This is a genomic window from Lysinibacillus sp. BSL11 (assembly GCF_052928325.1).
The window spans coordinates 85347-108645 of the sequence record NZ_JAVGCX010000007.1; the positions used below are offsets into that span (position 1 = coordinate 85347).

Below are 23299 nucleotides of genomic sequence, written 5' to 3' on the forward strand. Positions count from 1 at the left end.
CTACATAATTTGTAATTCCTCACCCAACACTTCACTAATTACCTCACGGACTTTTTGAGCTATATCCAGTGGATTATCTCCTGTAATATGGAAAATAAATTGATGACCACCATTGTTACTTGGAGCATTATTCTTCTTATCAAAATTAAATGTTCCTACACTGGATTCAGAGTTATCAAGATTTAATTCAGGTGTACCAGAACTACCCTGACTTAATATCCCTGCTCTACGTAGCATATTTGATTGATTAGCAGTCAAGACAGATTCATCTTTATGCAACTCTGCCACATAGCCATCATAAGGAACACGTTCAAGACCTGTAGCATGGGAACCGCTAATAAAATTGCCAACTGCGCCGGCTGCTTTACCTATGGTGCTACCTATAGATGAAACCCATTTGGGTAACTTGAAATTTGTGATCGCATTTTTGAATTTATTAAAATTGCTAGTAATAGTATCCCAATTTTTATATATCGTGATACCTGCAGAAATCAACCCTTTTATAGGACCTGCTAAAAAAGATAGTATAGGATTGTTATCAATAACTTGCCACAGTTGTATGGCTTTTGTTTTAACTGTATCCCAGTTTTGATATAACATTACCCCACCTGAAATGAGTAACCCAACTGCAGTAACAACCATTCCTATAGGATTGGCGCGTAAAGCTGCATTAAACCCTTGTGTCGCAAAAGTAGATGCTATTGTACTTGTTTTAAATAAATCTAGTGCTGTTTTTACAAATGAGATTGTCTTCATAACCGTAAATCCACCAGCAATACCAGCTACAGCCGCTATCACTATTTCTTTATTTTCAATCACCCAACTGACACCCGTTTTAAAACCATCAAAAGCTACACTTGCTGCATCAATACCGACAACAACTGTACTACGCATAGTGTTAGCAAATGAAGCAATATTATCACTCGTTTCTTTAGAGAGTCCGAATTTTTGCCATAAAACAGAAACTTTACCGGTATCATTCACTAGTGACATTATGGTATCTTTCGCAGTCCCTGCAAAAGATACTACCTTGTCAATTTTTTGAACTAACTTATCAGTATCAAGATTTTCCACCCATTGTGATGCAGATTTCATAGATAGCACAAACGGCTCTAGTAATGGGCCACCAATTTTCCCTTTTAAATTAGTCCACGATTGCTTTAAATTACCTAATTGGTTTTCATAAGCATCTGCTTCACGTGATGCTTGTCCTAAAGCACCTGATAATTTGTTCCCATCCTCTACCATAGCCATTAAAGTTAGTTGTTTTTGGGATTCACTTAATTTAATGAACGACTTCCCATACAATTCGTTGGCTTTAGCATTACGTGTAGTTTCTGTAGCTGAAATACCTAATGCTGCATCATTTTCAAAGTTCCCTTTTAAAAATGATTGCATGTTTTCGATTACTTCCTCGATAGAACGATCGTAAAATGCCGCACTATCCGCAGCAGCTAATGTAGCTCGTTCTGTTAAAGATAGAGCAGCTGCGGTATCTGCTCCTGTAGTTTTGGCAAAGGCGGCTATTTGAGTAAAGCTTCCTTTTAACCTTTCTGGTAACATGCCCGTGTCTTTTGCAATCTTATCTAGACTATCTTCTGACGTTGATTGCATACCTGTAAAAACCTGTTCAAACTGTGCATCCATTGCCTGAAAACTAGCTGCTGCTTCAATCGCACTCAACCCAAACTCGTTCACCTTATTAACGGCAAATACTCCACCTACAATTCCAACCAGACCACGCATCAAAGATTTAAAACCATCTAATGTTTTGCTTACATGTTGTACTTCTTGATTTAATTGGCCAGCTTCTGATTCAGCATTATTTAATCCACTTGAAACAAGTTGTGAAGCAGTATGACCCGTTTGCCCGAAATGAGTAAAGCCTTGAGCTGTATGATTTAAGCCTTGTCCAACACCCAATATTTCATTTTCTATGTTATCCATAGCTTGATTTATTGCTTGTAAGGTGGCAGAAGCTTCATCACGAAAGTTAATACCAACATACATTTCACGCAAAGTGTTACTCATTTAATCGCCCCCATCACCTTTAGTGCTGCAAGGGCATCAATAATACTCTCGTTATCCCATGACATAACGCTTTGTGGGTCTAATCCATATTCTTTGGCTACAATATATGGCCATAAATTACTTTTCACTTTTTTTATATAACGAGCAGGGATGTTTTTCACCCCTGCAAATTTCATTTTTTTATTGTCCTGTTCGAAGAAAGGAAAAGGCTGCGTTCGTTACCTCTTCCAGTTCCGTCCAAGTTTCAAAATCATCCATTGTGAGCCCTGCAGGGTTAACAACAACATGTTGAAGCATCAAAGGCATCATTTTTGTATTAAGAACTTTCCCAACTGCATTTGTTCCTTCATCCATGATTTCAGCTTGCTTTGAGTTCATCACATTTTGAAATGTGTATTTGTTGCCTGCTTTAGATTCATATTCTTTTGTTTTTGCTTGAAATGCCATAATATTTAGTCCTCCTTATAATGTGCTGCTAAAATTACATATTCTAACGCCTCTACTTCTTCTGCACGAGTAAATGGAGGCAACTTTTGAATCCGACAATCTTCCCCTGTCACACGCTTGTTTAACGATGTATCGTGTAACATAACATCAAATGATTCACCACTTTTATAAAGCTGCAACAAAATAGGTACAGATGCCGATTCAGGTTTCAATTTAAATGTAAATGTACCAGTCTCATTATTTGATTCATTCCATGTGACATTACCATCCGCACCGACAGTTTGTGTCCACTTATCCTCGTTTGGCTCTGCTGAAATTGCGTCTCCATCTGCGAAGCCGGTCAAAATATTGCCTGCTACTACAGCTTGTGTATTCTTAAAATTGTGTACGCTCATTAAAAAGCCTCCTTACAGTGTTAATACACCATTAATTTGTACTTTCTCCACCCCGCCTGCGATCACTAGACGGAAATTAATATCTGGTAAGATTCGTTGTGCAATTGTGTTCTTTGGAATATCTTTACGGCGTGGGAACGTAATTTGATAATCTGGTTCGCCGTTGTCATCTTCTGCAATAATGCCTTGGCGATAAGCCGATTTGAATCGACTGTCCATTACAGCTACAATTTGTGCAATACCCGCGTCTGTATAAGGAATCTTCTTCACGCTAGCAAGCTTTTGGAATACATCCTCACGGAGTCTTGCACGTAAAAAATAATCTGCTTGAATAACATCCAAATATTCTCCACCAATTGCTTTACCACTTGCATTAATCAGCCATCCCATTTCATTTATACACGTCGTGGCATTGTTTGCGATCACTGTATTAATTTCTGCATTGGATAACTTAGCAGCACTAACACCATTGACTTGCTTATGACTGAAGACAAAAGAACCAATTACCTGTGGAGCACCATAAGCAATCAAACCCTCGGCGTGGTAAGCATGTTCATCATCGTGCACTGACACTAAAACATTTTCATATTTATTTTTCAATTCTTCTGTTAACGCAATATTTTTTGTCGTAACCCCATAAATTTTCTCTTGTGTTGAAATCCATTCACATAACGCCTTGATTTCTGCATCACCGCTTTCTACTGATACAAGATAAAACCAATCGTTATTAGTTTTCACAAGATCGTTTAAGGCGGACGGCAAAGCTGTAACATCATCGGCACCTGAAACATAGGAGGTTCCATAACAAGCTAACTCTCGTATTTTTGGAGACTGGCCAAACATACGTGTAGCTAATTTATACTCTTTTGTTGTTTCTGCAAAATCCTCCGCTACTTCGGAAATGTCTGTATAGACCTTGTAACCTAAATCTTTATTTGTTGCTAGAAGCAAAGGCAATCCAAAACCTTTCTCTGCAACTGGCTTGGTCTCACGTGTAATATTAACCTCTACAAAACGTGATTTATCGGATGCAGCCATACCATCACTCTCTTTCTATTGTTATTTCGTATTCGACTTTATCGAAGTAATCAATTTCATATTGTTCTGTTTCGTTGTATCGAATAATCACATCGAATCCCCATTTTTCATCGTAGGCATCCACAAGAAAAGTTGTTCTATTTCCCACTTCTGAAATACTAACAACTGCTACCCCTAATCCGTCCAAAAAGAAAGAACCTCGCCCTTCAAACCACTTTCGAAGCTGTGAAGCCACTTCAAAAGCGTTATCATGCGAAGTTCCGTACGTATTAAATGAAATCGTAAAATTGCGTTCTTGTGTCCGTTTTTCAATTAAAGAATCTGGTTGATCTACATGAGAAATATTTTCCCTTCCTTGTCCTTTTCGATCACCAATTATTTTATAAGTAACATATGGTAATGTCGGTATATCTCCTGTCTGGTCAGCACGAATAATTTTTAAAAACCTATCAGTTGCTATCTCGTTGCGGATTAATTTCATTAAATTCATTTCTCACGCCACCTCAACAAATATATATTGACGTCTGTATATACGGAATAGTCTTTAAAAGCTTGAAGAGTATAGTTTTGGCCACTGTACTCTACCTTAGTACCTTCTGGTATTTGATCTATGGTTAGTAGTTTCTTTTCTTTCACTGTATATGTGCCGTTTTCCGCATACTTTAAATCATCATTGCTGAGAGGCAAAATAATCCCTGTCATTTCCTTAGGTATTTCTTGCCCCGTAACCCATTCTCCGTCAACATAGTCACCTTTACCTTGCATATGGGCAATAAAAGGCACCCCTTGTGATTGGATGACAGAACCAAACAGCATTTTTTCAGGCATTAACGTCTCACCACCTTGTATGTGATCCTTTGACGCAACCCCCCTGTATCAATCAAAGGGTTACTAGACCCTTTTTTTGCAATTGTAGCAGGTGCATTTGGTGGGCTGTTTATATCCGTTAGTTTTTCCTGAATGTCACCTACCATTTTGGCACCAAGACGTTCACATAACATTTGAGCGTTTATCCGACCATTTATAACATGTTCCATTTGTTTTCTAATAAAATTGAACCATTCGTTATTCTTATCATCGAAAGTAGACCTCAAAAAAGAACGTTCAGGAATTACAATAGAACCTCTTTCTTTACGAATAGTAATACCAAATTCTTGTACTCCTGCGATCATGACATATTCAGCGCCCGAACTACCGAAAATCCCTACTTCGATATCATACTTTTTCAAATCCTTCAATGACTGAATCACACGTGGAATATTGTTATTCCGACTAATAATACGGACTCCCATTTATATCACCATCAAATTCAAGTGTTTTTTTGGCTTATTTTCTAGCTCAGCTAAATCTTCTAAAATTCTTTGGTATTCTTGACCGTATTTAGAAGACAATAGCCCAATATTTTTGTTTGGATCACTGTATTGGCGCTCAATAACATCTACTTTTTCACGAATAATAGCTTGTTTTGGCTCCCCAGATAAAATAGCTAAATGTGCAGCTAAATAACGTGTAAGACGCTCATGATGTGCCTCTTGAACGCCTAAAGAGGACACTTCCAATGAAGCATCCTCAATATATAACTCCAACCGCATATCAGAAATAGCCTCAAATTCGGTTCCTAGTAAGCGCACACGTTCAATTGTTGTTAAAGCAGGCATGATCCATACCTCACTTTCATATTAATTCCCTTGAATTTCAGCAATTTGAGCATCAATAGCTGCTAGAACTGTTTTACGTTTCTCATCCTCTTTAAATTTCTCTAAAAATTCGATAGAAAACGTATCTTTTACAAGTTTAATTGCTTCATCTGCATCTAAATCCTTGAGAGAAGCTGTGTTTTGTCCTTCTGGCACCACAATTTCGCCGCTTTTAATCAAGCTTTTAATGATTGGATGCATAATAAAAGCCAAATATTCAGCTTCTGGTAATGTATTTGTCCCCGGAATAACCTTTACATCATTTGCAATACGTGTGTAATTACCTTTGTTGTGTACTAGCATTAGATACCCTCCCCACGCACAATAGCCATTGGATAGCGCACAATTGCACCGCCACAGCGTTCTTCAAGCGGAATCTTATAATTCGGGAACTTGTATTCTTGTGGATGACGTGTAATATCCATCGATACAAGCATTTCAACAACATCTGGTGAGGAATCAAATACTAAAAAGCAATCTGTCCCACCTGTGCCTTGTTCATTAAGATCAGATGTATAATCAACACGTTTGAACCAATTTTGTGACTGAATGTACTGTAAGCACGTTTGCATGGTATGTTCATTGTAGACTTTTTCTAAATGTTCATATTGTTCTGCAGCTACTAAAAATGTATCTGCTTCATGACCAGGTAACTTATTAACTAAGTTCTTCGCCTTTTTGATGTCCTCTACAATATCGACACCTTTTTTGTCTTTCCATTTTGTTGATGTGCCCGCTTCATTGTTTGGCACCGCAAGAACTTGAATGCCAGTGGCATTAACCACACCTAAAATATTATGGTCCTTGTCACCCATCCAAACGAGTTTATTTTCCTTTTCTGCAATGGCTTTGCGTGCCGTATCAGCTTTTGTCACCTCAACAGGACGACGTGCCATTTGTGCATTACGAATTTCTTGCACAGATAGATTGAAGGCTGTAGCAATGGAATAAATATTGACTGTATGACGTTTTAAATCAGCATCAACAAGTGGGATGTCTGTTGCTCCTGGTGCTAAAATTTTAGCCGCTCCTGATCGTGTCATGACATCATACGAATAAGTTTCAGCACCTGCAGGTACGTCGGTTTTGACGTTTAAAATGGTACGAGCCTTTAATTCTTCTTTTTTTGGCTCATAAATTTTCTTGTCTACTGCCTCTAAATCTTGTGGGCGTAGTAGTGCATCTTCACGGAATTGTGACATAAATTATGTTCCTCCTTTAAGGTAAATTAATTTCAATTTGAACTAATGAATCAGCAGTAGCATTTCCTCGAAATACAGCACGAGAAAAATTGATTCCACCACTTGCAACAAATTTGCCTGTCGTTGCATCCACTTGTACAGCAACGCCATTTGTAACATCGCCACCCGCTACAACAAAGATATTGCCACGTTTAACAATAGGCACTGGTTGGCCGACTAAATATTTTTGGTCCTCAGCATTTGTCGTGTAATCATGGATACCGCGTGATAAAGCAATGCCAATCGGATTGCCATCCGTTTTAACTGGCACAACCCCTGTCCCATCTGCAGTTAATTGAACGGCCGCACCAAATGGAATAATTTCTTTTGCTGGATAGCTGTCTGCTGCATACTCTTGATAGTTTGCTAATTGTCCTGGACTGCCAGCTAGTGGCATGTACTGTCCATATTCTGTAATGGCCATGGAATAGCCCTCCTTTTAAAAAGTAATTAAGAACGCATGGTTAAACGCTGTTCACGCATTGCATTTACATCTGTATTTTGTCTTGCATCACCCGTAATAATGGAATTGGCACCGGTAGACGAAAATCCTTGTGAAGCGACTTGTTCAATAGTTGCATCAAAAAAGGCGTTGATATAGTCATCTGACTTCCCATCGCCTTTAAAATCCTGTTTAGTTGTTGCAATAACTGCTTCTTTAATTTCACGTTCAGTTTTTCCTGTAAAGTCGAAAGAATCGCCAAGAAGCGGCTTTGTTGTGCTAATGAGTTGCACACGTGCTTCTACCTTTTTATCAAGCTCATCTTCTGACACTCGCTTTTCCTTTTCATTAGCAAGCTCTTGCTGAGTATTAATTAATTTCACTTCTAAAGCATCGAATCTACCTTGTAAAACATCCAATGCATCAGCTTTTTTCTTTTTATCTTTTGGATTATCTTCTTCCTTGTCCTCGCCATTTTTTGAAGCTGCTAAGCTTTCAATATGAGCTTTCACTGCTGGATCAATTTCGTATTCTTTCCCATTAATCTTGTATTTAACCAAAGTAGTTCCTCCTTTGTCATCATCTGAATCTATTTGCCATGCGTCTGAGTCGGAGCGGATTGCCACTTCTGGACCCGCTCGTCCTTGATCTACAATTGCAATGTGATTAATTTCAATGTTTCGCTGTACATATTCATATGGTTGCCCATTATATGTCCCCGCTTCTGCCACAACATCACTCATGAATCCGATGCTGATTTCTCGTTTACCATCATAAACCTTTTGAATAAGATCTTTATCAGTGATAGTCATCGATACATAAAGCTTCAAGTCCTCCACGTGAGCGTCTGTATGACTCATCCCCTTGGCATAAGCATGATAATTATCCAAAGTAACCGGTTCATTAGGGTGTTCATCTGTAATCGGTTTGGAGCGGGCTGAATTCATAGTGCGATCACTAAAGATTTCATCAGGCAACTTAGCTTCCATTTGCACTGTACCATCCTGCCGTGCATAAGGAAAAACACCAGGACGAGTAATCGGCACACGTACCGTTAAATACCCTTCTGGTGTTTCTGCATAATCGTTTATTAAACTGCGGTCATAGCGTTGTAATTTCAATGTTTCACCTCCCCTCAAACGAATAATCATATATAAGATTTCTTCTATCCTAAAAACCTGTTTTAATCGCAAAATACATCAATGTAAGAATAATTCCACATGAAAGCAATGTACTGAAAAAGTTATATTTACCATCTCTCGGTTTTCCATGTTGAGCTAATGTAATACCTAAAGACAATACATGTATAATAATTATTGATAGAAACCAACCATTCACAATAAATCACCTGCTTTCCACATAATAAAAAGCCGTATTACTACGACTTTGTTCTTGTGTTACTGTTTTAAACAAATTAATCTTCTTCATCATCAAAAATAGGCAGTGCAATACATCGGCAATGAAAATCTTCACCAGGTAACCCAACAGAAGGTGGATCATCGTATGAAAATATCTTATCTTCAAGAATTTTATGAGAATCACGGACACGTTCATCCTTCGATGTTCGCCATTTGAATTTCATAACGCCCATATTCTGATGACGTTGGGCTGTCATTTGTCCAAATAATGTACCTGATTGATCTACAGCAATAAACTTAGCGCGGTTTCGAGACATTCCTATCTGCTCTTCCAATTGCTCACGAATCGATTTGTAACTACTACCATCCCTTAAACCATTTAAAATAATAGATTCAATTTTTTGAGTATACTCATCGCGGATATTTGTAATGTAGTCGACATTTTTCTGGATATTCTCTTTCATGAAAGGGGCAAGCCATGATTCGGTAACTGTTAGTTCTATGCCTCTTACCCTTCCTTGCTGTTCCATATTGGTTTTATTCACCTGATTTAAATTTTTCATAAAAGAAGAAGCAGCTTTATTCACCCTTTGTTGTGAATACACAATCGAAACAGCTTTTTTGATATGACTTGTCAATTTTTTTAAAAAATCAAATGGACCATCTTGCACATAACCTCGGCCATCTTTCTGCATTTCGCTTTTTACTGCAGTATCGTATAACGAAAGGGTTGCCTTGCCCGCTTCTTGAACCAATTTATCTATAGAACGGAAATAGGATGCAGCCACAACGTCAGGAAAACGAGTAGGTGGCACACGCTTAGCCATGTTGTCCATTTTCCTTCCATGCACTGTATACTTCGCTCGCCATACGTTGCCATTGTGCATCATCACCGCTAAACTTGAAATCATCAGAAACACCGAACTGCCCGAAGCGTGTCTCTCTAACTTCATCAGCACCAATAACTCCATTTGACACGTAAATTTGGTCGGTTTCTGCAACAATTTTACGGATTTCTGCATCAGTTTTAGAATCCACTGACCAAAGAGGATTGAATTTTATTTCCCACTCAACTGTATTTGGATCAATTCGACCACCTGGTTCCTTCTCTGCCCATAACAACATACGAATTAGTTGCTCAAGAAGCGGTTTCATTTCATTTTCTTGGGCTGAGGTAATTCGCGCATAGTAATTCATCACATCATATTGTGCCCCTGTCAAGGTACCCGCTTCTTGTCCTTTAATGACGCTCTTAGGCATTCGAGCTGAAGCGGATATATATTCCCATACAAAGTCGAGTAAGTCTTTCATTCCAGATACTGGCGTTGTTTGCTTTGTAAGAGACTCTCCCTTAGCAATAAGTGCAAGTGCCTCTGTTCTAAACATAAAATCTAGTATCATTGATAGCTCTTTTTTTTCCTCTTTCGACAGGTTATCAATGTCGGCAGATTCATACACCTTAAATGTGAAATCATGCAATATCTGGCCAACGGACCATAGGGATGTATCAAGAACTGTAATAGCATCATATAATGACTCTAACAGCGACATCCCCTGTTCTTCATCCTCTAAGCGTCTCGTTTGGTCATGCAACACACGAGAATAATGAACAAGTGTTTCAGTCTCTACGGCTTGAATTCCGCTCCTAGATGCACGGCTAATTCGTAAATTTTCCAACTTACCATAGTTCTTATCAAATACATCATCATTAATTAAAAGCTCGCTTACTTTCATTGATGAGAATGGATGCAAGTAATCTATAGAAAGTAGATTATCTAACTTTAATGGATCCTGTAACTCAAACTTATTTCGCTGTGTGACACCTAAGGAAATAAATCCATCACCACGCATACGTTCGTACATCCTCATTTTCTTAAAAGCATCTTTCGCTTTAAGGTCTGCTAATCGGGCCATTATATCTCGTGCAAGCTGGTCATCCTTCATACGTAATGTAAACCAGTGCCTTGTCATGTCCTCCGCTGGAATATCGACAATATTTTGTACTATTGGATTATCTGCATATAGGGCAGATATTTCAGCATGGGTTAACTTTCTGCGAATACCAGGGACTTGTCTAGTAAGCTTATCCTTAGCACCTGCTTTTCCATGACCTTGCATAAAATCCTCTTTGTACTGCTTGGCTACTTCGAGAACACTCAATCTTCATCACCTACCCATACCTAACAATTTTTTTGTTCTATCTAACAAGCTTGAATTATTCGTATATAGCTGATTCAGCGCTTGTGTCAATGCATCCACCATGTCATCATGAGCCCCATTAGGAAAGCTCACCATTTCCTCTATGACATCATTCACCCAAGGACACATATTCGGGTGAGGGAAATAAACGTTACCCGCTTCAAATAAAGGAGACACCGCGTTTGCACGTGCCTCCTTACCACCATCGGGATCAACTGGAATAATGCCACTGATTTCATCTTTTAATGTATCTATGACAGCAGAGCCGTTCGCTTTATCCTCAATATATTTACTTGTAGCTTTTGGCCATTTGTCAGTCATTGCGCGAATTGCTTTAACTGTATCTGGGAAGTTCATACGTTTGTGGTCCTGATCTAATAAGAAATACTGTGCCTTTTTACGTGACCATACTTGGCCAGCAACAAAGTCACTACTCTCTGTTTTCTTAAATGTACAGTCCCAAGATTGAGCCATTTTGTCAAAGTGAATCGGTAATACAATAACATCATCACTTAAACCCCAATCCCGTTTCATTTGCTCATCACGTACATAGTATTTAACCCATTCACGCTTAAAGATATTACCACCTGCAGGAGCGGGTCTTTGTTGGTAAAGAGACGCCCATGTTCGTGATCCAACCTCTGCCTTTTTATACTCAGCCCATTTCTCATCAAAGCCGAGCTCTGGACATAACGGCTCGCCAATTTTACGGTTTAATAGATCATGTTCGTCCTCTGCAATGGCAGGTAACCGTAATCGCACCCACTTACGGGGGCTCCGGGCAAGTAAACGGCCAATTAAGTCATCTTCATGCCATCTTGTCATAATAACGATTACAGAAGCTCCATCATGTAAACGAGTTGACAATGTTGCCTCCCACTCATCCCAGACACTATCACGTATTGTTTGTGACATAGCTTCTTTCATATTTTTGATTGGGTCATCGATAATCATTAAGTCTGCACCTTGGCCAGTAATGGAACCACCTATACCGGTCGAAATCATGCCGCCACGTCTGTCCTGAATTCCCCAATCCTTTGTAGCTGCATTGGACTCGGATAATTGTACATTAAATAGATCATGTGAAAACTCATTAAACTTATTACGATTTAAACGACCAAACTTGGTTGCTAACCCATCAGAATAAGCAGCTGCTATTACCCGTTTATCAGGATTTTTGCCCAAATAAAAAGACGGAAACGATTCTGTTACCGTCATACTTTTACCATGTCGTGGTGGCATCTCTATTAATATAGATAACTGTTCACCATCGGCCACACGTTGGAGCACATCACAAATTAATTCAGTATGACGAAAGTGCTCATAATGGCCGTGATGTACATATTCAACATAATCACGGTAGAAGCGGCGTGCAAGTTCTTTGTCCGCTTCGTTTTCCAATGCGATCATTTCCTCATCGCTTAGAATTAGCAATGGCTCTCAACTCCTCCGTCGTTAAATTACTTAAATCAACGCCTGTGGTGTTGCCACCTCCAACACCTTTCGTTTCAGAACGTACTTTTGCAATGTCTACTTTTAATTTTTCTTCACGTAACCGTTTTAGCTGATCATCATTTAATAAATCGGTGTACTTTGATAACATTGCAAGTGCTGCCATTTTGTCAGCAAGCTTCACACTGATACCATCCTTGCCTTTTTTGACCTCGGTTATAATCGTGCCATCTACCTCTGTGGCATCGTGGAAGTGCACTGTATTTACCTTGTATGTCTGCATTCGTGGGTTTCCATCTTCATCTAAGATTACGCCCCCCATGCCATCTAACATAGGCTCCTCCACTTCACGCATGCCGAAGTCCACAAAATCGGTGATGTCAGCAAATGCAATGTCGATGTACTTTTGTAAAACTTGACGGGCATCAAGCATAATGCCATTAGCTAGCTCTGCCTTCAATCGATGAATCTCCTTTCGAACCTTATCATTTCTTATCAATCGGCTACCGTTACTCATTGCTGAAGCGTAGTCACATCCATACACTTTTTGGTATGCTTTCGTGGCATTCCAATACTTTGTGTAGTACAAACAAAAAAGCAACTGTTGACTATTGAGACCGTCACTGGGGACGATTTCAAACTGTACAGTTGCTTGTGGTTCCGCTTCTGGCGTTGCTTTGCTCCGTTTCGTTCTTTTCGTTTTCTTTTTTACGGAACGTTCCGTATTTTTCGACTGTTTTGATTGGAACGTTCCATTCGATTCCGCTTCAAGACGATCGTCCCATGAATCTTTATTTTTCCAACCTCGCACGGTTCCCTCAGAAACACCAAGTTGTTCAGCTATTTCTTTAAGCTTTATATTACCATTATGGGCTTTGTAAATGTCATACGCTTGGTCACGTCTTGGATCTCTTGCTCTAGCCATATCTCATAATCACCACCACCTCCAACAATTAAAATAAATTATTCGATCATTTAAAATTTCTAATAATCTTTATAATTTTATATAACTTTTGTGCTTTAAAATATTTCATTATAGATATAATTCCACTAATACCTACACCAAATATATATACAATTGAAATACATGCAAGATATTTTACTAGATTGTCTATTTTATCAAAAACATCCTTCTCCATATCAATATCTTTATCTGCACTAAGCATATCAGTAAGAAAAATCACAGCTATCGGAATTATTATTGCAATCACAATAGCAGTTAAAGCCATGACAGTTGCGATAATAGAATTAACATATGTTTGAATACTGATAGAACGGTGAAAGCTATTTTGGATTGTCTTTAAAATTTCATTCAATTCCTTTTTGTTCAAATCCTTCACATATATTCGTGTGTAGCTTTTCATTGTCAGTTTATCATCCATATCTAGGTAAAGAGCGTTCTTGAAATATTTAATAATTTTTCCGTAGTCATATAGTAAACTTATTTCTTTTTTCATGTTTATCCCTCCAAATTTAATCATAATTTAAGGTTAATAAATTTGAAATAATTTACTATACTTCTTCATATATAAAAATCATATTTCTCACTATATAGGCATTTGTACGACAAACTTATACTGCAAATAAAAAAAGTTTTTCTTTTCTAATATTATTTGCAATTTTAGATTCTGCACGTTTCACATAATTTTGCACGGTACCACGATTTACCCCTAGTATTTTGGCAGCTTTACTAAAAGTCATTTGCTCGGCTCGTATCATAATGAAAGCGGTACGTTCATTTTCCGTTAAGCCGGCCAAAGCTTGATTAGCTGTATCTTTAACATTAATCATTCTCTCAATTTCTTTAGCTGCAGAATCGTCGTAACTATAATCAATTACCTCCGCTAGTACATCAGGGATCATTTTTACGCTGTCAACATACATAATTAAGTCTTGCATTAAGTGATGGTCCATAACATAAACATCTGTACGTGTAGTAGCTCTATACTCGGCTGGATCATAGCCCGTTTCCATCCACTTAATAGCCTCCAACATATCCCGCTCCATACCTGGATATCCCCCAACTGCCTTTAGCTCTTTGAGTGATTGTTTGTATTCATCGATTAAATCTGGAAAGTACATGGCCATCTTCCTTTCTATTCTATGTAAAAATAAACAGGACACTAATAGTGCTGACATAATTGCCAATCCTATTAGTGTCCATCGGTTTTTCCGTAAGGACGATTATTTTGTTTTTTTAATTCGAATACGTTCTGCTCGCTCTATATCGAGTACTTGACCGTTGTGCCAAACGATTGTATCTTGCCCAAACGGTTTGGGTTTTAGCGGTGTAATTATTCCATCTTGTACAATGTATATACCGTTTTCAGACGTGTTGATTTGCTCGATAGATGTTTGTTTTGTCATAGTTTTGCCCCCTATGATATAATTAATCATCTGACTGAACTTAAAGGGCATAAACCAATTCGAGCTGTAGCGTATGCAAACGCTGCGGCTTTTTTATACTCTTAAACTACCACTTCAACTGTGCTATAATCTTTTGAAGATTATTCGAGATTGGAATTGATTCTATGAAAAGTAAATTTTTTGATAGTGGTTTGTTAATTCTTATTATTTTAGTGATAGCTTTTCTTTGCGGGTATATAAGTATATTTGACAGTAAAGATGATGAAGTCGAAGATCAAGTTGAATCGAATTATGAATATGAGACAGAGTATAGTAATCCATATTCATCGAGCTACGTTGATCACGACTGTTCTGATTTTGATACACAGAAAAATGCTCAATTATTTTTTGAAGCTAACGGTGGGCCATATGACGACCCTCATGATTTAGATAGAGATGGCGATGGTATGGCATGTGATTGGAATCCATAAATTATTGGGAGTAGTGAGTGATTACCCACTATCTCCTTTTCAACATATTGTTCAGTAGATTTTTAAATTATTGCTTAACTAAAATATAGTTTGCATAGCATGTTTTATCGTCAATATCATCCCATTCGTAAACCTTATTAGTTTCAATATCTTCGAAAATCAATCGTTTTCCACACACTTTTGCAACAAGAGTGTGTTTCCATGACCACATACCACCGTTATCTACTCCAGCACTGGCTTCGCTTTCACCATCCATTCCTTCCCAAACAATCAAAGTACCTTCTGATATTTCATTCCCTTGATAATCCTTATATTTTTTCATAAAGAAACTTCTCCCTTGTATTTATCTGATATTTGTTATTGGTCCATTAACGAATTATTACTAAAACGTCTATCTTCTTCTGATATTCCTGATTTTAATTTCTCAGCCTTACCAAGAGACTTCTCGCACTTTGCACAGTATGCAATTTTTCCACCACTATGGTTCAAATAATCGTACATACTGCTTTGCTCTTCAGCATAATCACCTAGTTCTGTATAATGGATAGTAGCTGTTCCTGTAATACGTTCCTTAACATAGAATCCATCCTCAGCTTTACAATAAGGACAAATAATAATGCTCATTTTCACACCTCATTTACTGAACAAAGTTTATCTACTATTCCCTATTTCACTCCATTTGACTTAACTTTCCTAAGTATGATTGTTTTAATACGTCTATCCCATTTTCAAAACAAACTCAACTGCTCATATTTTTGCTTCTTGACAGGTAATTTCACTATTTCAGATATTTCGCACTCAATTGTTGTCGTTTGGTTCACCTTTTCCTGCTTATCGTTCACCATAATAGCTTCCAGTACGGGTCTAGATCCAACTTTTCTAATAGCCTGTAGTTCATCTCCTATTAAAAGCACGCTACTTATGACCTTCCTATCTACAGGCTCATTTCTTTTAATTGATATGCAACCATAAAAATTCTCTATCACCGTTGCCTGCACACCATTTTCATAATGTTTATGCCTGATAAGTGATGCATCCACAATTTCTACAATATCGCCAACCTCAAATATGGTAGTGGTTTCTGTTGCTGATTCTTCAAAAGACACAATACGCTCAAAACATTCTGTACGTTTATATGCGCCGATTGGAGGACCATCTGGACGATGCTTAAAAAACACACTGTAGTAACCATCTGCTCTTGGCTCCGTAATGATGTATTCCTCGTCAATTTGATAAAAATGTGAGGGTCGCTTCACTACACGAGCCAAATATTTATTAAGTACTTGAGCTGGCGCATCAATAGCAACATCCACTAGTTCAAAGTGATTCTTTTGGTAGGCCCCAAAGTGAGATCCAGGTCTAGGGAAGCGGCTAGCACAATATGCATGACCGCCATGTGGGAAAAGATAGTAAAGTTCACCTTTTGTGAGATTAATAGAACCTCCCGTATCAACACATTTTCCCTGTAACATCCTCACCACCTACTTTCGATAAATGGCAGCAAGTAGTGCAATGTATAGCCATCCATCGATACAGCTTCGCTTGCATGTTCTTCAAATGTTGCCAGTGGAATCGATTTACGCCCACCACTTTGAGCTGTATGCCAAGCTGCTTGAAGCGGTGGAAATGGTAAGCGATAGTATTTATCCAACTCGCTGAAATACACAAGTAGAAAAGTGATAGCGCCTTTTTCGTACCAGGAGCGGAGCAATTCGTATTGATGATCATGTAAGTTTTGGAGCGGAAAACTTTTGCCCTTCGTTTCCTTTGCATCAAATACCACTGCTCGTCCATTACAGACACCTGCATAGTCCACCCATTCAGGCTTTTCCTTCCGTCCTTCTACTTGGGAGCCTTTATCTTTTGTAATTTGTACAGGCGTTGGAATTTTACGAATGTCAGCTAATCCCGCATTACGATATTTTGTGTTGGCCATATCAATGACACGTTCTAAAAACTTGCCACGGTTAGCATGTGTTACTGATTTCGCACGCTGCTTAGTTGATTGATTATAAAACATTCTGCGCCCTCATTTCTTCATGATTTTCTGCCTCTAGCACGTCAAAAATGGTGAGCTGGTTCTTCAAAAACTCTTGCTCAAGATCATTCAAGTGCCGCTTCCAGCAAGTAACCCCATACTGTCGTACAATGGATTCTCCATTTTTTAAGGGTCTGTTGCATCTTTTACAACGCCTCATCCTATCAGCCTCCTAAAATGGCAAATCATCATTAGACACTTCTATCGGTCCTCGACTATTCGCAAAGGGGTCCTCATCTACTCTTGTATAGCTAGATTGATTCATAGGCGGCTGATTTTGCTGATAAGCACCTTGCCCTGGCATAGGACCACCGAATTGTTGCTGTGATTGCCCGCCGGCATAGTTTGGCTGGTTGTTGCCGTAAGCTTGTCCGCCATATTGAGGTTGTTGCTGTTGTGATGAATATGAATTAGGCTGCTGTTGACCACTAGCTTGACTACGTGACTCTAAAAATTGGATACTGTCCGCTACAACCGTTGTGGTATACACCCTTTGTCCATTCTGATCCTCGTAACTATGCGTTTGAATACGACCTTCTAAACCAATCAGTGCCCCTTTGCGCTGATAGTTTGCTAGATTTTCAGCTGCTTTACGCCATGCTTGGCAGTTAATAAAATCTGCATCACGCTCACCATTTTGATTGGCAAATGTACGGTTAATGGCTACTGTAAAGCGGCAAGATGCAATACCATTCGGTGTGTAACGTAACTCAGGATCTTTAGTAAGACGACCAACTAATACGACACGATTAATCATTTGTTTGAATCCTCCCTTTTTGTGGCAATGCCAGCATGCACATTGTTTTCTAAATATCTAAGTTGTTGCATTGCATAATGGGAGCAGTTGCTGTCACTTAACCGCTTCTGTACGTCTTGTAGGACTGGAAGCGGGAACTGATACTCACTGACAAGCTGGTTAATACGCTTCGCTACTTCATCATGTGTCACTGCCCGTACCAGTGCTTGGTCAGTGCCATTAGTAAAAGTACCTTTTGCCTGAGCAACCTTGGCGAAATGGTCACGCATTTTCATATGCTCTTCATGTCTGCTCAAATTTTTCTTCCACCTTCCCTAACGTTGCTAAGATTTTTTGTCGTTCTCCTTCAAAGTAAGCTTTCTGTTCTTCCGACGGCTCCGCCTCTACATCCGTAATAAGTAGTGATGATTCGATGATTTCTCCATTTTGTGGTTTTTCAAGTTGCCGCTCTTTAAACCATTGTGGAACAATCTCTCTCCGCACCCGTTGATATTGCGGAGGAATACTTCCGTTAGCTTTCTCCCTTTCCCCTTTGATTTGAAGGATTAATGTGGTTGCTTTTTCACGTAGTTTTTTGGTTGAAAGAATATTTGATTGCCAGAAGCTGTTGTTTTGTGACCAGTCAATTAAGTATTCAATTTGTTGAGCAGTCCGTTGATCTCGTTCCATCATGAGACGAATATGATCAGCCCAGCTATTCAAATTTGGCTTTTTAAAATTGGCATCGTTAGCAAGAATTCTTTCATAAAGCCTATTTGCTAATTGATATTCAACAGAAGTTTCGTCGTAAACTCGTTTGCGACTAGTATTCTTTTTAGTAATCTCTGTATTTGTAATCTCTGTAGTAATCTCTGTATACGTATTACCCTCAGGGGCAATAGGTGTTTCCCGTTTGGGTAATACCCTATTGCCCATATCGGTAACACCCTCTTTCTCATTTGGGCAATACCCTCTTTCCTTTTTGGGTAACACCCTATTACCCAAAAAGGTAATACCCTCTAAAAGTCCTATGTTTAAATCGATAAATAATACATTAGATAAATTTGTTCCATTGGATGTGATTGTCCGAAAATCACGTGTAATTAAACCTAGTTGTTCCAAACGATCCATGGCTTCTCTTACTTGCTTTTTACTAAAGCCAAATTGCTCGACAAAACTATCGTAAGAACGTTGTAACGCATCTGCTTTAAACTTCTTTTTTATGCCCAGTAAACGCCCTGATGCCTCTTCTTTCACATGTGTAGGGCGATACCAATAAACAATTTCACTGAGCAATGTGATAGCAATTAAATCAGGCTTACCTGTGCTTAATCGGATGTTTTCATACCAAGTATGTGGGATGACATTCCCTTCTAAATGCATCTGTCCAATCGCATCTACTGTTGTATTTCCTGTTGTAAACATTTGGTTTGCCCTCCTTATAAAAATCCATCTGTTCGCTTACAAATGGCAAAACTGCCTATGATTTCGATCAACTTGTAATCAGGGTAGCCCTGCCATATGTACCGGCGTACAAGGCGATATACTTCCTTTTCATCACCTGCCGCCTGTTCAAAAATCCATTGTGGCAACAACACTCTGTGCGGTACAGAATTCATTGAGGCACTTGCATCTTGATAGCGCGTAAATATTGTATTAAGCTATCCGCTTCTTTCATTGTTAATAAATCTGAATTCTTATCAGGGATTTTGCATCTCTGCATAGCACCGTTATAAACTGTGTTAGGATCGGAACCATATGCTGTGGCAACTTCACTCAACAATTTTGCTATTTCATTGAACTGTTCCTGAGTCCTTAAATCTGTGTGACTAGGTTGATTTTTTTGTTGCTGTGGATGACCACTGTTACTTGGCTGTTTTGGAGGAGATTGATTCATATATTGATAATCGTTTCCGCTCGCTCCATTTGCATCATCATCCTTCTCTGTAGCCAGTCCTAACATAGCTGACAAGCTATAGCGCTTCATGTAAGTAATCTGACCCCCGAAATCTTGCATGCTATTGGCAGCTGGAAATTTGAGTGGATAAGATTTCACATACTCTCCTGATTCGTGCAGGAATATGGTTTCTACACAAGCCATTGTTAAATTACCTTCAACTGTTGTATAGCTGTTCTGAATGATGGATAAATGATTTTGAACAAATATAGGTCTGACAGCATCCAAAATGCCATTGAGATCCGTGTATTCAAACGTATATGAACCGCCATTTTTGGTACGAACATTTACTTTTGCATTATGTTTTGGTGTTTGAATAGTAGCCCATGCTTTAGCTAATGCTGCCGAAATATTTACATTACTCTCGGAAAAAAGCATATTCTTCCCCCTAGTTAGTTGATTTTTTGAAGTCTTGGGCGTAAAATACAGAGTAACTATTTTTGCAAATAATTTTTTCAGACCACTGCCGCAAACAGTGGTTTTTTACTTTGTATATTCCTGTGAATAAAGAGTGGAACGTTCTGCAAATTTCAGCGTCACAACTTCTCCATCTTTAGCGACACCTTCAAGGCCTGTGTTCTTGACTTGTAAAAATCGAAATTCTTTCTGATCTGATAAACGCTTGAAGTAAACAATACGCATTTCAATCACCTACTTTCTGATGGAATCCCATCAAGCAGCCTATAACTGCAAAGCAATCCGTCAAGGGGAGGAACGGGTTATAGACTGCTTGACGAGAGCGAGTATCGTACTCGCAATCATCAAGTTTTGTGATATAATTATCGAGACTAATATAGTTCTGCTGTTTAATCGCGCCAACGATTAAGCAGCTTTTTTATTGCCAGCAAGCAATAATGATTGGTACGCCAATAGCAATCATGACAATTCCGCATATCACACAGAACTCCTTATGTTTTTGATCACGGCCGTCATCTGGCATATACAAATAATTCACTAGCCTTTTCACCATGCTGACCACCACTTCCCTACTGACACTAAGCGTTCTTGCAATGACAAACTACTCCATTTATTAACTTTTAATATTTTCATTAGCAAGTTTCTTCACCACCTTTAGGGAAATACCTCGCCTACTAAAATCTTGAATTAACCCACCAAAATTTTTGTTATCTTGTAGCTGGACTTCTAAACGTCTGATTGCATGTTCTGCCTTTTTAATCCGCCAAGCACATTCAGCTGCTAAGTGGTATGTACTGTGCTGTCTATGAAATGCCATGGCTCCTTGTAAATCCTCAATACATGCTTTCTTTGCGGCTATCTCTAGCTCCAATTTCTTTACATGATCCAATTGAAAATCCCTCCCCCTATAAACATGGGTACTGTCTGTAAAAACTGCATAGCTGCATCTGCACTAAATAACGCTGCTACTACTGTGTCCTGTGAATTTGTAATTGCGGCAGTTCTGGCTAAAAAATTAACTTCGCAAGCGATGATATTTTGCTCAATGCGACTGATAGTTGATTGCGTAGTATGCATAAGTTCCGCAAAGGCTTCCTGCGATAATTTTGCTTTCTTGCGGCACTTTCTGATTAACTCTCCAACATCTACATGCAATGAAATCACCTCCTTATGCAGAAAGTGCATATTATGCTTACCACGCATGGTTTCTTTATTAAGTTATCTTTATAGTTGAGATATGAGATTGTTTGCCCCAATCTCTTATACATACCTGTCCGGGTAGTTGTATTTTTAATTATTGTTGAGAATTTCATCAATTACTTTTGCTGTTGGCTCTGCTAACCAAACTCGCTTATATCTTGAACCTATTTGTCTTTGGTGCTCCCTAATCCGAGGATCGCAAAGAATATATTTTTCTAATGACGCTTTACTAAATCTAGTTTCTCGAACTAGATCATCGATATCCCAATAAAGTGTTCGTTGCCTAACGGTTGCTTGTACTATTTGGTCGTATCTTTCTAACAATTCCTTTTTAGAAACGCCAGCGTTCTCCAGAACTAATTGAGTAATGTCCGTATCATTTTTAATCACAGTTACTTGGCACCACCTTCAACAAGTTTTAACGCTTGTTGGTTGTATGCGTTAATCTCCATTCTCAGCGTAGTAGATGGCTGCCACATGGAGATAAATTTGATACTTTCAGCAAAACGTGTTTTAGGAATTTCTCCATAACGTGGGACTTCAAAGTGATTTTTGAAATCTCGCCAAAATGCTGAAAACACTTGACGGCTTATTTTTTTATATGCATTTGATTCTTTGCCACCTAACGCGGCAATTACTACTTTTCGGCCTCGTTTGCTGATTTGAGATTCTTGATTGCCATCTATACGCATCGTTTTATAGAGTGATTGAACGGTTGCTTTCACTTCGCTCACCTCGACCTTTAATGTTTCGATCTCTTCTGATGTCTCAAGTGATAGTCTCATCGAAGCTTTCAACTGCTCTCTTTCTGATAACGGCGTTGGATGAAGCTGTTCCTCCAACGCATTAAACGCTTGGATGTACTTCAATTTAAACTCTAATGACTTAGGCCCAGTGAAGCCCATTGCTAAGAGCGTAAAGCCATCTCGATTCATGTAATACATTTTGTAAGACTGCTTGTTTTGCGGATGCTGATAAGAGCCTTCAAAGAATAAATTCTGGGTATGCTCATTTTTGAGCAACCCTTCTATATCCCGTAAAACATTGCGATGCTCTTTGTTAAACGATTCCGCAATTTGCAAAGACGTTGTAACAGCTTGGCGGTTTTGAATGACGACTAATTGGTTCATGATAAAACCTCCTTTGTAACTTTTATAATTTGTTATAAATCGGCAGACAAAAGATTGTCGGAGGCTAAGAATTTGCAAGCTCATTTTTTGAAATCCTTGATAAAGCAATTCAGAAAATTTACCCATTTGTTCTTGGTCATCTCCACATTGAGCAAAAAACTTGATGCTACTAGGAACCAGTCGATTTGCATCCCATAGGATGACTACCCAAATCTCCTACCTCTTTCATTGAATTAGCGTCCCTACCGTTTCATGTTTATTAGGAAGGATAAAGCTGATAATAATTGCATAACTAAAATTGCAGCACCAAAGATACATTTATTTTTTTGAGTCGAATGTTTTCATATCTCACTCCTTTCGCTTTTTATAATGATTGATTGAAGATTTAGGGGCAGTTAAGCTAATTGCTCAGTACAAGAATCTTGTACATTGTAACCAAATAAAAAAGCTACATCTCTTTCTAAAATCTTTGATACAGCCAATGCCACTTCTAAACGTGGTTTAGAATAACCAGTTTCCCAATTAGATACAGCAGCCTTAGTAACACATTTCAAGGAATCTGCTAACTCTGCTTGAGTAAGGTTTTTATTTTTTCTTGCGTTTATCAGGTTCAAGTTTTTCAAACTAACCACCTCCTAATGTATGATTAACTTGTACTTCTATATTAACAACAAGATACTCATA

At 38.5% G+C, this 23299-nt stretch carries 38 protein-coding genes; 1 reads left to right on the forward strand and 37 read right to left on the reverse strand.

Going from position 1 to position 23299, the window contains the following annotated elements; all coding sequences use genetic code 11:
* The 20 genes from RCJ95_RS09835 to RCJ95_RS09930 form a co-directional block, all read right to left on the reverse strand.
* Positions 1–2031, reverse strand: a complete 2031-nt coding sequence (locus RCJ95_RS09835) for a hypothetical protein (RefSeq protein ID WP_446722180.1) — start codon at positions 2029–2031, stop codon at positions 1–3.
* The gene (locus tag RCJ95_RS09840) at positions 2028–2207 is read right to left on the reverse strand and encodes a hypothetical protein (RefSeq protein WP_446722181.1); all 180 of its coding nucleotides are present in this window, start codon (positions 2205–2207) and stop codon (positions 2028–2030) included. The genes RCJ95_RS09835 and RCJ95_RS09840 overlap by 4 nt, the downstream gene beginning before the upstream one ends.
* 4 nt (positions 2208–2211) lie before the next feature.
* Positions 2212–2478, reverse strand: coding sequence for a hypothetical protein (locus RCJ95_RS09845; RefSeq protein WP_446722182.1), 267 nt, complete (start codon positions 2476–2478; stop codon positions 2212–2214).
* A gap of 5 nt (positions 2479–2483) precedes the next feature.
* Positions 2484–2873: a phage structural protein gene (locus tag RCJ95_RS09850; RefSeq protein WP_446722183.1), complete on the reverse strand. Its 390-nt coding sequence runs from the start codon at positions 2871–2873 to the stop codon at positions 2484–2486.
* Positions 2874–2885: 12 nt separating this feature from the next.
* Positions 2886–3911 (reverse strand): DUF3383 family protein, encoded by a 1026-nt coding sequence (locus tag RCJ95_RS09855; RefSeq protein WP_446722184.1) that lies wholly within the window; start codon positions 3909–3911, stop codon positions 2886–2888.
* A 4-nt stretch (positions 3912–3915) separates the two neighbouring features.
* Positions 3916–4401 carry a phage neck terminator protein gene (locus RCJ95_RS09860; protein ID WP_446722185.1) on the reverse strand — a complete coding sequence of 162 codons (486 nt, stop codon included), beginning with the start codon at positions 4399–4401 and terminating at the stop codon, positions 3916–3918.
* Positions 4398–4739, reverse strand: coding sequence for a hypothetical protein (locus tag RCJ95_RS09865; RefSeq protein ID WP_446722186.1), 342 nt, complete (start codon positions 4737–4739; stop codon positions 4398–4400). Before RCJ95_RS09865 ends, RCJ95_RS09860 begins: the two co-directional genes overlap by 4 nt.
* Entirely contained in the window at positions 4739–5203 is a 465-nt protein-coding gene (locus tag RCJ95_RS09870; RefSeq protein WP_446722187.1) for a hypothetical protein, read from the reverse strand. The genes RCJ95_RS09865 and RCJ95_RS09870 overlap by 1 nt, the downstream gene beginning before the upstream one ends.
* Positions 5204–5569 carry a DUF4054 domain-containing protein gene (locus RCJ95_RS09875; protein WP_446722188.1) on the reverse strand — a complete coding sequence of 122 codons (366 nt, stop codon included), beginning with the start codon at positions 5567–5569 and terminating at the stop codon, positions 5204–5206.
* A gap of 21 nt (positions 5570–5590) precedes the next feature.
* The gene (locus RCJ95_RS09880) at positions 5591–5911 is read right to left on the reverse strand and encodes a hypothetical protein (protein WP_446722189.1); all 321 of its coding nucleotides are present in this window, start codon (positions 5909–5911) and stop codon (positions 5591–5593) included.
* On the reverse strand, positions 5911–6810 hold the full coding sequence (locus tag RCJ95_RS09885; RefSeq protein WP_446722190.1) for a DUF2184 domain-containing protein: 900 nt from the start codon (positions 6808–6810) through the stop codon (positions 5911–5913). Before RCJ95_RS09885 ends, RCJ95_RS09880 begins: the two co-directional genes overlap by 1 nt.
* Positions 6811–6826: 16 nt before the next feature.
* Entirely contained in the window at positions 6827–7273 is a 447-nt protein-coding gene (locus tag RCJ95_RS09890) for a structural cement protein Gp24 (RefSeq protein ID WP_446722191.1), read from the reverse strand.
* A 26-nt stretch (positions 7274–7299) separates the two neighbouring features.
* On the reverse strand, positions 7300–8412 hold the full coding sequence (locus RCJ95_RS09895; RefSeq protein WP_446722192.1) for a DUF2213 domain-containing protein: 1113 nt from the start codon (positions 8410–8412) through the stop codon (positions 7300–7302).
* A gap of 293 nt (positions 8413–8705) precedes the next feature.
* Positions 8706–9476 (reverse strand): phage minor head protein, encoded by a 771-nt coding sequence (locus RCJ95_RS09900; RefSeq protein WP_446722193.1) that lies wholly within the window; start codon positions 9474–9476, stop codon positions 8706–8708.
* Positions 9469–10809, reverse strand: a complete 1341-nt coding sequence (locus RCJ95_RS09905; RefSeq protein WP_446722194.1) for a DUF1073 domain-containing protein — start codon at positions 10807–10809, stop codon at positions 9469–9471. The genes RCJ95_RS09900 and RCJ95_RS09905 overlap by 8 nt, the downstream gene beginning before the upstream one ends.
* Before the next feature lie 6 nt (positions 10810–10815).
* Complete coding sequence (gene terL, locus RCJ95_RS09910) at positions 10816–12258, reverse strand: phage terminase large subunit (protein WP_446722253.1); 1443 nt, start codon at positions 12256–12258, stop codon at positions 10816–10818.
* Between the two features lie 4 nt (positions 12259–12262).
* The gene (locus tag RCJ95_RS09915) at positions 12263–13225 is read right to left on the reverse strand and encodes a terminase small subunit (protein WP_446722195.1); all 963 of its coding nucleotides are present in this window, start codon (positions 13223–13225) and stop codon (positions 12263–12265) included.
* A 46-nt stretch (positions 13226–13271) separates the two neighbouring features.
* Positions 13272–13757 carry a hypothetical protein gene (locus RCJ95_RS09920; protein WP_446722196.1) on the reverse strand — a complete coding sequence of 162 codons (486 nt, stop codon included), beginning with the start codon at positions 13755–13757 and terminating at the stop codon, positions 13272–13274.
* 115 nt (positions 13758–13872) lie between these two features.
* Positions 13873–14439: a sigma factor-like helix-turn-helix DNA-binding protein gene (locus RCJ95_RS09925; protein WP_446722197.1), complete on the reverse strand. Its 567-nt coding sequence runs from the start codon at positions 14437–14439 to the stop codon at positions 13873–13875.
* Between the two features lie 45 nt (positions 14440–14484).
* On the reverse strand, positions 14485–14667 hold the full coding sequence (locus RCJ95_RS09930) for a DUF3954 domain-containing protein (RefSeq protein ID WP_446722198.1): 183 nt from the start codon (positions 14665–14667) through the stop codon (positions 14485–14487).
* A 164-nt stretch (positions 14668–14831) separates the two neighbouring features.
* On the opposite strand from RCJ95_RS09930, the gene RCJ95_RS09935 reads away from it, so the two are divergent.
* Positions 14832–15137: a hypothetical protein gene (locus RCJ95_RS09935; RefSeq protein WP_446722199.1), complete on the forward strand. Its 306-nt coding sequence runs from the start codon at positions 14832–14834 to the stop codon at positions 15135–15137.
* Between the two features lie 67 nt (positions 15138–15204).
* Here RCJ95_RS09935 and RCJ95_RS09940 read toward each other — a convergent pair whose 3' ends face one another.
* From RCJ95_RS09940 to RCJ95_RS10020, 17 genes are all read right to left on the reverse strand, one after another.
* Positions 15205–15459 carry a hypothetical protein gene (locus RCJ95_RS09940; RefSeq protein ID WP_446722200.1) on the reverse strand — a complete coding sequence of 85 codons (255 nt, stop codon included), beginning with the start codon at positions 15457–15459 and terminating at the stop codon, positions 15205–15207.
* Between the two features lie 35 nt (positions 15460–15494).
* Positions 15495–15761 (reverse strand): hypothetical protein, encoded by a 267-nt coding sequence (locus RCJ95_RS09945; RefSeq protein WP_205443806.1) that lies wholly within the window; start codon positions 15759–15761, stop codon positions 15495–15497.
* A 104-nt stretch (positions 15762–15865) separates the two neighbouring features.
* Positions 15866–16609 carry a hypothetical protein gene (locus RCJ95_RS09950; RefSeq protein ID WP_446722201.1) on the reverse strand — a complete coding sequence of 248 codons (744 nt, stop codon included), beginning with the start codon at positions 16607–16609 and terminating at the stop codon, positions 15866–15868.
* Between the two features lie 2 nt (positions 16610–16611).
* On the reverse strand, positions 16612–17157 hold the full coding sequence (locus tag RCJ95_RS09955) for a Holliday junction resolvase RecU (RefSeq protein ID WP_446722202.1): 546 nt from the start codon (positions 17155–17157) through the stop codon (positions 16612–16614).
* Complete coding sequence (locus tag RCJ95_RS09960; RefSeq protein ID WP_312130982.1) at positions 17147–17335, reverse strand: DUF6011 domain-containing protein; 189 nt, start codon at positions 17333–17335, stop codon at positions 17147–17149. Before RCJ95_RS09960 ends, RCJ95_RS09955 begins: the two co-directional genes overlap by 11 nt.
* Before the next feature lie 12 nt (positions 17336–17347).
* Positions 17348–17932, reverse strand: coding sequence for a single-stranded DNA-binding protein (gene ssb, locus RCJ95_RS09965; RefSeq protein ID WP_446722203.1), 585 nt, complete (start codon positions 17930–17932; stop codon positions 17348–17350).
* Entirely contained in the window at positions 17929–18228 is a 300-nt protein-coding gene (locus tag RCJ95_RS09970; protein WP_446722204.1) for a DUF6877 family protein, read from the reverse strand. Before RCJ95_RS09970 ends, ssb begins: the two co-directional genes overlap by 4 nt.
* On the reverse strand, positions 18215–19336 hold the full coding sequence (locus RCJ95_RS09975; protein ID WP_446722205.1) for a DNA replication protein DnaD: 1122 nt from the start codon (positions 19334–19336) through the stop codon (positions 18215–18217). The genes RCJ95_RS09970 and RCJ95_RS09975 overlap by 14 nt, the downstream gene beginning before the upstream one ends.
* Positions 19337–19350: 14 nt before the next feature.
* Positions 19351–19530 carry a hypothetical protein gene (locus RCJ95_RS09980; RefSeq protein ID WP_446722206.1) on the reverse strand — a complete coding sequence of 60 codons (180 nt, stop codon included), beginning with the start codon at positions 19528–19530 and terminating at the stop codon, positions 19351–19353.
* Positions 19527–20246 (reverse strand): ERF family protein, encoded by a 720-nt coding sequence (locus RCJ95_RS09985; protein WP_446722207.1) that lies wholly within the window; start codon positions 20244–20246, stop codon positions 19527–19529. The genes RCJ95_RS09980 and RCJ95_RS09985 overlap by 4 nt, the downstream gene beginning before the upstream one ends.
* A gap of 105 nt (positions 20247–20351) precedes the next feature.
* Positions 20352–20510 (reverse strand): hypothetical protein, encoded by a 159-nt coding sequence (locus RCJ95_RS09990; protein WP_446722208.1) that lies wholly within the window; start codon positions 20508–20510, stop codon positions 20352–20354.
* 193 nt (positions 20511–20703) lie between these two features.
* On the reverse strand, positions 20704–20838 hold the full coding sequence (locus RCJ95_RS09995; protein WP_446722209.1) for a hypothetical protein: 135 nt from the start codon (positions 20836–20838) through the stop codon (positions 20704–20706).
* Positions 20839–20898: 60 nt separating this feature from the next.
* On the reverse strand, positions 20899–21174 hold the full coding sequence (locus RCJ95_RS10000; protein WP_446722210.1) for a hypothetical protein: 276 nt from the start codon (positions 21172–21174) through the stop codon (positions 20899–20901).
* Entirely contained in the window at positions 21162–21440 is a 279-nt protein-coding gene (locus RCJ95_RS10005; protein ID WP_446722211.1) for a helix-turn-helix domain-containing protein, read from the reverse strand. The genes RCJ95_RS10000 and RCJ95_RS10005 overlap by 13 nt, the downstream gene beginning before the upstream one ends.
* 135 nt (positions 21441–21575) lie before the next feature.
* Entirely contained in the window at positions 21576–21875 is a 300-nt protein-coding gene (locus tag RCJ95_RS10010; protein WP_312131000.1) for a hypothetical protein, read from the reverse strand.
* A 2-nt stretch (positions 21876–21877) separates the two neighbouring features.
* Positions 21878–22615: an ORF6C domain-containing protein gene (locus RCJ95_RS10015; protein ID WP_446722212.1), complete on the reverse strand. Its 738-nt coding sequence runs from the start codon at positions 22613–22615 to the stop codon at positions 21878–21880.
* Positions 22616–23010: 395 nt separating this feature from the next.
* Positions 23011–23238 carry a helix-turn-helix transcriptional regulator gene (locus RCJ95_RS10020; protein ID WP_446722213.1) on the reverse strand — a complete coding sequence of 76 codons (228 nt, stop codon included), beginning with the start codon at positions 23236–23238 and terminating at the stop codon, positions 23011–23013.
* Positions 23239–23299: the final 61 nt, after the last annotated feature.